Raw genomic sequence first — 12,569 nt, 5'->3', positions numbered from 1 at the left:
TTCAGGAGACCGCCCACATGTCATCTACGGAAGATCCGAAGCAACCGCGCAACACAGCGCGCAGACATTTTCTAGGTATAGCGGCAGCCGCCGGTGCTCGCCTTGCCGGCCTGGCAGCCATGGCCACGGCAATTTCCATCTCTCCGGCCAAAGCGATGGGTCGGCGTTGGGGACGGGGCGGTTCCGGTGGACACGGAGGTTCCGGCGGGAGCGGTGGCCATGGCGGCAGCGGCGCAAATTGCTTCCTGCGGGGAACGGCGATCCTCACCGATGGCGGTGAGAAGCCCGTCGAGGATCTCAGCATCGGTGATCGCGTTGCCCTTCCTGATGGCAGCACCCGTGCGGTAAAGTGGGTCGGCCGCCAAAGCTTCAAGACGAGCGGCGGACGCTGGCAAAAAGACGTCGTGCCGATCCGAGTTTGCCGCCACGCACTGGACGGGCACACACCCCATTCGGATCTTTATCTGTCGCCTGGCCACGCGCTGTACCTGAACGGCGTTTTGATCCAGGTGAAGGAGCTCGTGAACGGCACGACGATTGCACCGGTCGCTCCCGCCCCCGACCGATCGATCGACTACTATGCCATCATGCTCGATACGCACGAAGCTATCCTTGCCGAAGGTGCTGCGGCTGAGTCCTTCCATCTGAAAAACAGCAATCACGAGAACTTCTGCAATTTTGCAGAATACCAGCGTCTCTATGGCGAGGAACACATCGTGATGACATCTTTTGCGCCTTTGTTGGGAGGCGGCTGGTCGCATTTGAAAGCGCTTCTTCTGCTCGGCGTCTCGCCACTTGTACCGATACGCGATCCCTTCGGGGATGCTTGCGAAAAGATCGACGCGCAAGCCAGGGAATTGTCACTCTGACAGGACGGGAATGCGCATAGACCGCGCTCGCTTCACCCGAAGCCGTGCGCCGGCTTTGCGACAATATCGAACAAAGATGTCAAGCGCGGCGCGCATCGGAAAGAGCGCGGCGCGCTTCGGCTGCGACGAAGCCGATGAGCTCGCCGATCTCTTGATCGGCGAATCGCCCGCTACTATTCCGCCTGCCCATCTTTCGAGGGCTTTTTGGCGGATGTCTCATCGGCCTCGTCCTCTCCCTCGGCGCCAGGCTCCGCAGCCGGCTCTGCCGACTGCTGTTGCGGCTTGAAGGTCCAGAACAGCATATAGAAGGCATAGGCGCCGGCCGCCGCGGAGATCACCGCCCAGAAGGGATCACCGCCAATAATCTCGACCGCGGCCCAGCCGAAGCAGACGGCAACGATGCCGACACGCACCCAGAGGCGCTGGTATGCCGGATGATTCGGATCGATCAGTTGCATGTCTGTCCCCGCGGTCGCATTTTGTCGCACTGTCCTTTAGTTGGAATCTTGCAAATGTGAAAGAGTCGCGGGCTTGACGCGACGCGCAGATGATGGAATGAAAATTCCAGATTTATGGTAATTCGGTTTATTTGTTCCGAATTCAAGGGAGATTGAAATGACTGTAAGATTTGGTCTTCTCGGCGCCGGCCGCATCGGCAAGGTCCACGCCAAGGCCGTCAGCGGCGACGCCAATGCGACGCTGGTTGCGGTCGCGGACGCCTTTCCGCAGGCGGCGGAAGCAATCGCTTCTGCCTATGGCTGCGAAGTCCGCACCATCGAGGCAATCGAGGCGGCAAAGGATATCGACGCCGTCGTCATCTGCACGCCGACCGACACCCATGCCGACCTGATCGAGCGCTTCGCCCGCGCCGGCAAGGCGATCTTCTGCGAAAAGCCGATTGATCTCGACGTCGCCCGCGTCAAGGCCTGCATCAAGGTGGTGGAAGCGACCGGCGCCAAGCTGATGGTCGGCTTCAACCGCCGCTTCGACCCGCATTTCATGGCGGTGCGCAAGGTCATCGACGACGGCAAGATCGGCGATGTCGAGATGGTGACGATCACCTCGCGTGATCCCGGCGCCCCGCCGGTCGACTATATCAAGCGCTCGGGCGGCATCTTCCGTGACATGACGATCCACGATTTCGATATGGCCCGCTTCCTGCTCGGCGAAGAGCCGGTCTCGGTGCTGGCGACCGCCGCCGTGCTCGTCGACAAGGCGATCGGCGAAGCCGGCGATTATGACAGCGTCTCGGTGATCCTGCAGACCGCTTCGGGCAAGCAGGCCATCATCTCCAACTCCCGCCGCGCCACCTATGGCTATGACCAGCGCATCGAAGTGCACGGTTCCAAGGGCATGGCGGCAGCCGAAAACCAGCGCCCGGTCTCGATCGAGGTGGCAAACGGCGACGGTTACACCCGCCCGCCGCTGCATGATTTCTTCATGACCCGCTACACCGAAGCCTATGCCAACGAGATCGCCGCCTTCATCGCGGCGATCGAGAAGGGCACGAAGTTTGCCCCCTCCGGCGACGATGGCCTGGCAGCGCTGGCGCTCGCAGACGCCGCCGTCCAGTCGGTCAAGGAAGGCAAGCTGATCAAGATCGGCTGACGGTCCTCTCCCGACCGGAAGTCGTGCATGAGATGGCCGGGCTCTGCCCGGCCGTTTTGCGTTTGGCTGTGCTCGGCCTTGTGTCAGGGCTGGCCGACTTGTGACGGGGCTGCCCCTCATCCGGCTGCTGCCATAACGGGGCGAAGGGAATATGCCGCGGCCTCTCCGTCCCTCGCTACCTCTCGCAGGGCAAGTCCCCTCGCCCCGTTATTACGGGGAGAAGGTTAGGGTGAGGGGCAGCCATCAACGCCGAAGCGCCGCCAGGATCTCTCCCTAATCCGCCCCCTGCCCCCCCGACAGCACAATATCCTGGTCGATCACCGAGAGCGCCCGGTTGAGGTGGCCCTCGAAGACGAGGATGGGTTCGTCGGCGACGACGCGGATCTCCGGCATGCCTTCCATGCGCACGATATGCGACTGGCCGAGGCCCTCTTCGATGCCCTGGCGCAGCAGGTCATAGTAGCGGGTGCCGGGGCCGGTGATGGCGATCGGCATGCGTTCGGTGAGGCTCAGCATGCGCGACAGACCGTTGCCGAGCGCCAGCCCGGCCTGGCGGAAAGCGAACGCCGAGGTTCGGTGGCCCTGGCGGGCGCGGGCGGCGATCTTGTCGAGTTCGGCGACGGGCACGAATTTGGCCGGGATCGTATCGAGCGGCACTTCGAAGGCGCTGCGCAGGATGGCGTAGAAACCGGCATAGGCTTCGATGCAGCCGCGGGTGCCGCAGCGGCAGAGACCGCCACCCGCCATGTGCAGCATGTGGCCAAAATTGGGAGCGGAGATCTCCTGGCCGGTCTGGCCGCCGCGCCGGACGATTCCGAGTCCGATGCTGTGGCCGAGCGAGAGTGCCGCGAGCGAACGGAAATCGGTGCCCTTGGCGATCTCCTCGCGGGCGCCGAGCGCGGCGGCGACGAGCAGCGTCTCGTTGTCGAGGATGACCTTGGCCTGCCAGTCCGGTCGCAGCGCCGATGCGAAATCGATCTGGTCACTGCCGAAGATCGGCGACCACAGAAGAACCGGCTCGGCGGAATGGACGAGGCCCTTGGAACTGATCGAGATCAGCAGCACCTTGTCCTGGGAGATCCGGGAGCGATCGAGAATGCGCGAAAGCCCGGCCTGCACCCGGGCGACGAAGCGGACGGCACCCGCCGGATCATGCGAACGCTCCTCGCTGAAGCGGTCGATCAGCTTGCCTGCATAATCCACCAGCGAATATTGCACGGCATCCGAGGAGATGATGACGACGATCAGATAGCCGCAATCGCGCCGCTGGCGCAACAGCACGCGCGGCCGGCCGCGGCCGCTTGCCGCCTGCTGCTCGGACTTTTCGATGATCTGGGCGCGTTCCAGATCGGCTGTTATCGCCGAGATGGTGGCCGAGGAAAGGCCGGTGAAATCGGATATTTCGGTATGGGCGAGCGCGCCGTGGCGCCGCAGCACGGACAGCACGAGCACGCTGTTTCTCTGCCGGACCAGCTCCGTGCTCGACTTGGTCAGCATGGATGCCGCCCTCTCCTCCTGCTTTCGTGAGACCATGACGCCGCCTGAAAACCGCTTACGGTTTTCGGCATCATGCTCTTCATCCGCCCTCACCTTCCCCTGCATCTCCGGTCGCTTTTGCGCAAGCGAATTAAGCCGGCGATGCAGAGTTGACAGTTGAAAAAATCTCTGACAGTTAATTTCTCGACTGTCGAGAAAAAAATCTCGACAGCTTTCGCGGTGGCCGGAGGAAGCATGGGCTGGGCCGGTCGCAACTCACTCGGGAGGACACTTATGAAGTCTATTATGAAACTGATGGCAGGCGCTGCCATTCTCGTTTCCGTGCATACTGCCGCCATGGCTGCCGATCTCGTCGTCGGCGTTTCCTGGTCGAATTTCCAGGAAGAGCGCTGGAAGACCGACGAAGCCGCCATCAAGAAGGCTCTCGAAGCCAAGGGCGCCAAATATATTTCCGCTGACGCGCAGTCCTCGGCCGCCAAGCAGCTCACCGACGTCGAATCGCTGATCTCGCAGGGCGCCAATGCGCTGATCATCCTTGCCCAGGATTCCGACGCCATCGGCCCGGCGATCGAAAAGGCCGCGGCCGAAGGCATCCCGGTCGTCGGCTACGACCGGCTGATCGAAAACCCGGCTGCCTTCTACATCACCTTCGACAACAAGGAAGTCGGCCGCCTGCAGGCCGAGGGCGTCTTCAAAGCCAAGCCGGAAGGCAACTACGTCTTCATCAAGGGCTCTTCTTCCGACCCGAACGCCGACTTCCTGTTCTCGGGCCAGCAGGAAGTGCTGAAGGCTGCGATCGACGCCGGCAAGATCAAGAATGTCGGCGAAGCCTATACCGACGGCTGGCTGCCGGAGAATGCTCAGCGCAACATGGAGCAGTTCCTGACCGCCAACAACAACAAGGTTGACGCTGTCGTCGCCTCCAATGACGGCACGGCCGGCGGCGCGATCGCAGCGCTCGACGCCCAGGGCCTCGCCGGCTCCGTTCCGGTGTCCGGCCAGGACGGCGACAAGGCGGCGCTGAACCGCATCGCGCTCGGCACGCAGACGGTTTCCGTCTGGAAGGACAGCCGCGAACTCGGCAAGCGCGCCGCTGAAATCGCTCTCGACCTCGCGGGCGGCAAGGATATGAGCAAGATCGACGGCGCCCAGGCCTTCAAGGGCGGGCCGAAGGGCGTGGAAATGCAGTCTGTCTTCCTGAAGCCGCTTGCCATCACCAAGGACAATCTGAACGTCGTCATCGACGCCGGCTGGATTTCCAAGGCTGAAGCCTGCCAGGGCGTCAAAGCCGGCACGGTTGCTGCCTGCAAATAGGCCAGCTTTGAATTAGAATAACCGGCGCCGCAGCGGATACCGTTGCGGCGCCGGATGCGGACGGGAATTCCAACGACGAAGTTTTCTCCGCCTCGCCGCACCATCGCAGACTTGCATTCCCTGGCGGAAGAGCGTCGCGACGCCACGCGACCGGCTTCCGGAAGCATCGCGATGGTCAGTTGAAGACAGACGAATGACGCCTTTCGCAGCCTCTCGCATGCTGGCGCAGCCGTCCAAACAAGAATGGGGGAACGGCAAACCCATGGCCGAAATGGTAAAATCAACGACCTCAAGCGGGCCGCGAACGGCGGAAGCCAATCCGGTAAGCCGCTTCTTCCGCGCCACCGAGATCGACACGCGCCTGCTCGGCATGATCGGCGCGCTCGTGATCATCTGGATCGGTTTCCACATCATCACCGGCGGCCTGTTCCTGACCCCGCGCAATCTCTGGAACCTCTCGGTCCAGACGACCGACATCGCGATCATGACGACGGGCATGGTGCTGATCATCGTCACCCGCAACATCGACCTTTCGGTCGGCTCCGTGCTCGGCCTCTGCGGCATGATCATGGGTGTGACGCAGGCGAAGATCCTGCCCGAATATCTTGGCTTCGACAGCCCTTTCACCTGGGTGGTCACGCTGCTCATCGGCATCATTGCCGGCGGCCTGATCGGCACCTTCCAGGGCATGATCATCGCCTTCCTCAACGTTCCCTCCTTCATCGTCACCCTCGGCGGCCTGCTCGTCTGGCGCGGCGCGACCTGGCTCGTCACCAGCGGCCAGACGGTTGCCCCCATGGACCAGACCTTCCGCATCATGGGCGGCGGCGCCGAGGGCTCGATCGGCGCGACCTGGAGCTGGGTCGTCGGCATCGCCGCCTGCCTCTTCGTCATCGCCAGCATCATCGGCTCGCGCCATCAGCGCCGCCGCTTCGGCTTTCCGCGCCGGCCGATCTGGGCGGAATATTTTCTCGCGACCTTGAGCTGCGTGCTGATCCTCGGCGCCGTCTCGATCGCCAACAGCTATTACTGGCCGATCAATATCGCCAAGAAATATGCCGAGACCAACAATATCCCCTGGCCGGAAACCGGCCTCGATATTCCCTACGGCATCGCCGTGCCGGTGCTGATCGCCATCGTCGTCGGCATCATCATGACCTTCATCGCCACCCGCCTGCGCTTCGGGCGCTATGTCTTCGCGATTGGCGGCAACCCCGAGGCGGCCGAACTTGCCGGCATCAAGACCCGCTGGGTAACGGTGCGCATCTTCGCGCTGATGGGCGTACTCGCAGCCATTGCGGCGGCGATTTCCACCGCCCGCCTCAACGCCGCGACCAACTCGCAGGGCACGCTCGACGAGCTCTACACCATCGCCGCCGCCGTTATCGGCGGGACGTCGCTCGCAGGCGGCACCGGCACCATCGCCGGCGCCATGCTCGGCGCGCTCGTCATGCAGTCTCTGCAATCCGGCATGGTGCTGGCGCATGTCGACACACCGCTGCAGAGCGTCGTCGTCGGCACCGTCCTTGTCGTGGCGGTCTGGCTCGACACCGTCTACCGCGCCCGTGCCAAGTGAGAGGAGCTCCAGATATGGCTGATCAACGCACTCCCCTCGTGGAACTGAAAAACATCTCGATCTCCTTCGGCGGCATCCACGCCGTGGACAACGCCTCGGTCGATCTCTACCCCGGCGAAGTGGTGGCCCTCCTCGGCCATAACGGCGCCGGCAAATCGACGCTGATCAAGATCCTCTCCGGCGCCTACAAGCGCGATGGCGGCGAGATCCTGATCAATGGCGAGCCGGCCGAGATCCGCAACCCGCGCGATGCCAAGAAATACGGCATCGAGACGATCTACCAGACGCTTGCTGTGGCAGACAATGTCGACGCCGCCGCCAACCTCTATCTCGGCCGTGAACTGAAGACCCGCTGGGGCACGCTCGACGACGTGGCGATGGAAGCCTCGGCGCGCGAGGTGATGGGGCGCTTGAACCCCAACTTCAAGCGCTTCAAGGAGCCGGTGAAGGCGCTTTCGGGCGGCCAGCGGCAATCGGTGGCGATCGCCCGCGCCATCCTCTTCAACGCCCGCATCCTGATCATGGACGAGCCGACGGCGGCCCTCGGCCCGCAGGAGACGGCGCAGGTGGGCGAGCTGATCAAGCAGCTGAAGAAGGAAGGCATCGGCATCTTCCTCATCAGCCACGACATCCACGATGTCTTCGACCTCGCCGACCGCGTTTCGGTGATGAAGAACGGCCAGGTGGTGGGCCACGCCCGCACCGAGGACGTGACCAAGGACGAGGTGCTCGGCATGATCATCCTCGGCAAGGTGCCGCCGAAAGCCATCCCCGGCCCCGGCGCCATGCAGATCTGACCGCCGGCGCCCCGCCCTAGACAACCAAGCTCCGCCGCCCACAAGGCCGGCGGAGTTTTTATGTGGCATTCCGCAGGCTGACGGATAAAAACGCCCGCCAAATTGCAAGCATCGGTATTTCCGAGAATTTCGCGATTGAAGCCGGCCGCAAGCTAGGCTAAGAACCACCCATCGGACAGGCGATTCAAACCGCCTTCGGCATGCACCCGTAGCTCAGCTGGATAGAGTGTTGGATTCCGATTCCAAAGGTCACAGGTTCGAATCCTGTCGGGTGCGCCAATTTTTTCAGGCATTTTCGGGATTTGCATCAGCGGCGAAAAGCTGCAGGAAGCATATAGGAATCAAGCTCCAATAGCCTTGTCCACATCTCTCATGCCTCACTTCGCCGTTTAGCTGTGGCGGGGCGAGATCTTTGGCGCAACCTGGCACGAGGTTGTCACACGAAAACAAAAGATAACGTCGCCGCCAAAATCGTCCGGCCCGGCAGTTGTTCTTTCGATGCGAGTTATGTGCATTTAACTGCTCCTTGCGGCGGATTTGCCTTGATGCCAATGGCAGCGACCCTGACCTTGCCATGCCTCTCGACAATCTGGCTGCCATTCTATCCGAGCAGCTGAAGTGTTGGCTGACGACATCGCTGACATGGAAGATGACGACACTTACGATCTGAGCGGTTCAGCCAAATCTCTTAAATCGCGGATCTGAGGGGCACCGCGGAACCATTGATTGCCTTACGGAATTTCGTAAACTACCCTTCATTTCCGAGAGCGGTTTGAGGACGCTCCAAAGGGCATCCCGCATGAGGAGCATACAATGATCCACGAATTGCGCATCTATACATGTTTGCCGGAGAGGCTGCCGGCACTACAGCAGCGTTTCGAGACCGCGACGCTGGCGATCTGGGAACGCCTCGGCATCCGCTCACTCGGCTTCTGGACGACGATGATCGGTTCTTCCAGCAACGATCTGACCTATCTGCTCGAATGGCGGTCGCTGGCGGAGCGCGAGCAGAAATGGGCCGAATTCATCGCTGATCGTGAGTGGCAGGAAGCGAAGGCGAAGAGCGAGGCGGATGGGGCGATCGTCGCCAACATCACCAGTTCGCTGCTGAAGCCGACACGCTTCTACCGCGGCTTCTCCAACCCGTCGGAATAACGGTTACGGCCGGCCATGACCACGCGCGACACCGTCACCCTCCCTGAAGACGCCGCCAGCCGGATCGCAGATAGTTCGCGAGCTGATTTGCCGATCATGCGATGTTGATGGAAGTGCCTAAACCGTATTATGGCGAGCACCTACGTGCGAAATGATGACAGCTAAGCAGTCTACTTACACCTCTACCTTCATCGAGCCGTACGGGAGCGGCCTAGCGAGCTTAGTCATCATGCCTTCTAGCGCCATTTCTGTTTGAGCGCGCCGCCAACCGTGGACATTTGAGGCTCCCGAGTTCGACGGAACAGCCTCGATCCCACAGAGAGTCGGACAGCAGGCATTTAAGTCACTGCTAATGCTCCCCATATAAGATGCTGCGCCGGTCGGGTTCTTCGTCCGGCGTAGCGGCGTGCTCCTGCGTTCATGGATGGTGCAGTTGAGCCGCCGCACTTCTTTCTCAACGGAAGCCGAAGAAGCTCAGGATAGCGAGTACGATGACTACGGCGCCGACGAGCCAGATTAGGTTATTCATGTGAAATCTCCTTCAAGATGAAATGAGCCAAGCTGCAAGCACATAATGTGTGGCGGCAGTTCATGTTCCATTTCTCATTGCCTGGACATAGACGAGCTGCCCTCCTTTGCGCGCGGCGAGCAGAAGCCTGCCGATGCCGCCGAACGAGGCTGTCGACTTCTCATATCCAATGATCGCGAAGCTGTCGCTCTGGATGCATTTGATCTTCAGTCACTCGCCGCCTCGGCCGCTCCGATAGGTGCTGTTCCGATCCTTGGCGATGATCCCCTCCCCGCTCCCTCGTAAACATCTATCGAACGAATGGGGAAGAGATCGGGAAGAAGCTCCTTGTGGAAGGCTTCGCTCGCAGCTGGAGCCCGAGGCGACGCAACGATTGGTGTGATTGAGGTGGAATAGGGGATGGCCGCCCAACGCACAGGAGATACAATGCTCGGGGTATAGCAAAGTGATCGCTGAGCAGCCCACCCACCTCAATGTTACGAGATATTACTGCAAGTAGAAGTCAATTTGTGTTTTCGTGCGAAATCGAAAAATATTCCCACTGGTTGAAAATTCATTTGTGAACGCAGAACCGTTAAAAGTAATATTTTTGAAAAATTTCTGAGCTCGTGCAAAGTAATTTGCAGCGCCCAGGTGCGCGATTCCTTCAAAAGAACCCCACTGTGCCAACCCCCGCTAAGCTGCGGGGCGCTGTTTGTCCAGCATCGTACCGGAACCGCATTGGACAATACAGGTTAACTCACCGGATCGCGGGAGAAAGCCAGTACTTCAGATCGCATAATGCCTTCCTCTCGGCGATCCACCCAGAGTTGGGTCGTGCGGAGGCAATTTTCCGGTCCACTCCCAAGCGACGCTCCGCGCGACCCTCCTCAGCAAGGCTGAGCGCCCTCAGTGGCGCGTCAGAAATCAATCCTGTCTGGTGCGAAGATGATAGCAGTTGCGTCGCTTCTTCTGATTGTCCGTTGAGGAGGGTTCCGGAATGCTGAACTACAACAGCGCAGAAAATTAAGGTCGGAATCGACCCCGCCCCCAAACCTTTTAGCAGGCCCTACTGTTCTCCCGCCAAGATCTCTGTGCTAGGCAGCCCCGAAAGCGCCACTGATGCGCGCGACCAGAGTTACCCTCTCGATATCGAAGGCAGTACGCTTGAAGGTTTACCGACCAGAGATTGACGGCCTAAGGGCCATATCGGTGATAGCGGTTATTCTCTATCACGCCGAGTTCACGGTTGCCGGCCACACGTTGCTTCAGGGTGGATACATCGGCGTCGATGTGTTTTTTGTGATCAGCGGCTTCCTGATTTCCCGGATTTTGCTGACAGAAATCGAAGCGACGGGACGTATCGATTTCCTCAAATTCTATGCCCGGCGTGCCCGAAGAATTCTGCCTGCATTGTTCGCAGTCATTTTCGCGACGATGCCCTTCGCCTATTATTTTTTGTTGCCGTTGGAACTCACTGACTACGCGAACTCCATAGGCTCTTCGCTCCTGTTTGGATCGAACATCTATTTTTATTTTACCGCCGCGCAGTACGGGGAGCCCAATACCCTTCTCAAGCCTTTTCTTCACACCTGGTCGTTGAGCGTCGAAGAGCAATTTTATATTGGGTTTCCGGTCTTGTTGCTGATCGTGCGCCGATACCTGAAATCCAGGTTTTTGCCGTGCGTGTTGGTCGCGGCAGCCCTGAGCTTTGTATTCTGTTTCGTCACGGTACGGCACGATCCGCAACAGGCCTTCTACTCGCCGCTCACCCGGGCCTGGGAACTGCTGGCCGGAACACTGCTCGCCTATTACGAGGTGCGGCGTGGACGGCCTCGCCCCCAGCCGTTGCTCGCGGCGGCCGGGCTTATCCTCGTTGTTGGTTCACTCATCTTGTTTGAAAAGGGTACGGTTCATCCTGGCCGGGTCACTGTGATTCCAGTTCTCGGGACCTGTCTGGTGCTCGCATTCGCCAGCCGCGAGAACGCAATCGGGCGCCTGTTGGCTTCTCGGCCTGCGGCGCTCACCGGATTGGTGTCCTACTCCTTATATTTGTGGCATTATCCGGTCTTCGCCTTCTGGCGGCTGACGAGCTTGGATTTCGGCAACAGCGACAAGTTTCTCGCCATCACGGTGACGGTCCTGGTCTCAGTCGTCAGCTTTGTCGTCGTCGAAAAGCCCCTTCGCCACAGCAGGAGAAGCCGCGCTCTCTGGGTCACCTTAAGCTCATCCGTTGCAACCATCGCGGCTGCTGTCCTTTCAGCAATCATGATGGCCGGTTTTCCTCACAGGTTGGATGACGTCTATTCACCTCTCGCGCAGGCGAACGAAGCACGGCTCGAAAGCACGTTTTTAAGCTTGAACGACAACATTCAAGCTGAGAAACCCGTGATCTTCATCATTGGGGACTCGCACGCCAGAAACTGGTCGATTGCGCTGAAAAATTACATCGATACCGACCGGTATCAAGTCGTGGCCCTCAGCTATTTGAACTGCATGGTCGAGATCGAGAACGATAATGTCAAAGCCCCCTCTCGCGCCAGCATTTACGACAAATACTGCATTCCCTTTGAACAATATATCAACGACAAATCATTGCTCAGCCGAACGAAAGCGATCTTCCTCACGAGCCTTCGGCCTTTCGAGTACACCGCCAACGCGTTCAGGTTCGAGCTTATTTCCTGGATGAAAAGCCACTCGGATAACGCGCGCGTTTTCGTTTTCGGAAACTATTTCCAGCTCGACGAATCGCACTCGTGCCTGGGGCTGATGTTTCAGAGAAAATCCGATGCCTCCATATGCCTGCGGGAAGCGAGCTATCCGCCGGCCAACCAGCCTTTGGCGCAATTGCCGTTGTTCCCTTCCGATCTTGCGTTCACCTATGTCGATATCGTCAAGCTTCACTGCGATTACGACAAGGAGAAATGCCTCACCAGCAGCAAGGGTGTTCCGTTCATCACAGACTGGAACCATATGACAGCAGAATTTCTGACAACCTTGATTGGTGACATTCTGGAAAAGAGAACCGCCGATCTACGCAGCGACGGCCTGCTCGATTTCCTGGTACCGCCGCACGCCAGCCAAGCCGAACGAACGGCAAGTTCTCAGCCGAACGCCACCTCTTCCGCTTCTCCATCGAATTAAGCGGTGAGACGCCAAGCTTGCGCAACTGATCGTTAGGAATTTGTTGACCATAAACTGGCTTTACTGAGCCTGATGGATGCGGCGTTCCCGCGCGTCGTCCG

Annotated in this window: 9 protein-coding genes, 1 tRNA gene and 2 pseudogenes; 9 read left to right on the top strand and 3 right to left on the bottom strand. The window is 59.8% G+C overall.

What is annotated here, in order from left to right:
- Window positions 1–17 precede the first annotated feature (17 nt).
- The gene (locus tag HJB91_RS17585; RefSeq protein WP_221124313.1) at window positions 18–869 is read left to right on the top strand and encodes a Hint domain-containing protein; all 852 of its coding nucleotides are present in this window, start codon (window positions 18–20) and stop codon (window positions 867–869) included.
- Window positions 870–1,042: 173 nt separating this feature from the next.
- Here HJB91_RS17585 and HJB91_RS17580 read toward each other — a convergent pair whose 3' ends face one another.
- Window positions 1,043–1,327, bottom strand: a complete 285-nt coding sequence (locus HJB91_RS17580; RefSeq protein ID WP_221124312.1) for a hypothetical protein — start codon at window positions 1,325–1,327, stop codon at window positions 1,043–1,045.
- Between the two features lie 157 nt (window positions 1,328–1,484).
- Between HJB91_RS17580 and iolG the strand changes: the two genes are divergently transcribed.
- The gene (gene iolG / locus HJB91_RS17575; RefSeq protein ID WP_221124311.1) at window positions 1,485–2,477 is read left to right on the top strand and encodes an inositol 2-dehydrogenase; all 993 of its coding nucleotides are present in this window, start codon (window positions 1,485–1,487) and stop codon (window positions 2,475–2,477) included.
- 273 nt (window positions 2,478–2,750) lie between these two features.
- On the opposite strand, the gene HJB91_RS17570 is transcribed toward iolG, so the two are convergent.
- Window positions 2,751–3,974, bottom strand: coding sequence for an ROK family protein (locus tag HJB91_RS17570; protein ID WP_210630306.1), 1,224 nt, complete (start codon window positions 3,972–3,974; stop codon window positions 2,751–2,753).
- 273 nt (window positions 3,975–4,247) lie between these two features.
- On the opposite strand from HJB91_RS17570, the gene xylF reads away from it, so the two are divergent.
- From xylF to HJB91_RS17545, 5 genes are all read left to right on the top strand, one after another.
- Window positions 4,248–5,288 carry a D-xylose ABC transporter substrate-binding protein gene (xylF, locus tag HJB91_RS17565; protein ID WP_085860222.1) on the top strand — a complete coding sequence of 347 codons (1,041 nt, stop codon included), beginning with the start codon at window positions 4,248–4,250 and terminating at the stop codon, window positions 5,286–5,288.
- A 262-nt stretch (window positions 5,289–5,550) separates the two neighbouring features.
- Entirely contained in the window at window positions 5,551–6,864 is a 1,314-nt protein-coding gene (locus HJB91_RS17560) for a sugar ABC transporter permease (protein ID WP_221124325.1), read from the top strand.
- Between the two features lie 14 nt (window positions 6,865–6,878).
- Window positions 6,879–7,661 carry an ATP-binding cassette domain-containing protein gene (locus HJB91_RS17555; RefSeq protein WP_085738045.1) on the top strand — a complete coding sequence of 261 codons (783 nt, stop codon included), beginning with the start codon at window positions 6,879–6,881 and terminating at the stop codon, window positions 7,659–7,661.
- 202 nt (window positions 7,662–7,863) lie between these two features.
- Window positions 7,864–7,940, top strand: a tRNA-Arg gene (locus tag HJB91_RS17550).
- Window positions 7,941–8,474: 534 nt separating this feature from the next.
- Complete coding sequence (locus HJB91_RS17545) at window positions 8,475–8,816, top strand: NIPSNAP family protein (RefSeq protein WP_138393473.1); 342 nt, start codon at window positions 8,475–8,477, stop codon at window positions 8,814–8,816.
- A gap of 595 nt (window positions 8,817–9,411) precedes the next feature.
- Here HJB91_RS17545 and HJB91_RS30820 read toward each other — a convergent pair.
- Window positions 9,412–9,615: pseudogene (locus HJB91_RS30820) on the bottom strand (ATP-dependent DNA ligase); the annotation flags it as partial.
- Between the two features lie 2 nt (window positions 9,616–9,617).
- Here HJB91_RS30820 and HJB91_RS30815 point away from each other — a divergent pair.
- Window positions 9,618–9,731 (top strand): annotated as a pseudogene (locus HJB91_RS30815) (thermonuclease family protein); the annotation flags it as partial.
- Between the two features lie 760 nt (window positions 9,732–10,491).
- Window positions 10,492–12,468, top strand: a complete 1,977-nt coding sequence (locus HJB91_RS17540) for an acyltransferase family protein (RefSeq protein ID WP_221146922.1) — start codon at window positions 10,492–10,494, stop codon at window positions 12,466–12,468.
- Window positions 12,469–12,569 lie beyond the last annotated feature (101 nt).

It is taken from the genome of Rhizobium sp. NLR10b (assembly GCF_019685435.1).
Lineage (GTDB): Bacteria > Pseudomonadota > Alphaproteobacteria > Rhizobiales > Rhizobiaceae > Rhizobium.
This window is presented reverse-complemented; position numbering and strand designations above follow the sequence as displayed.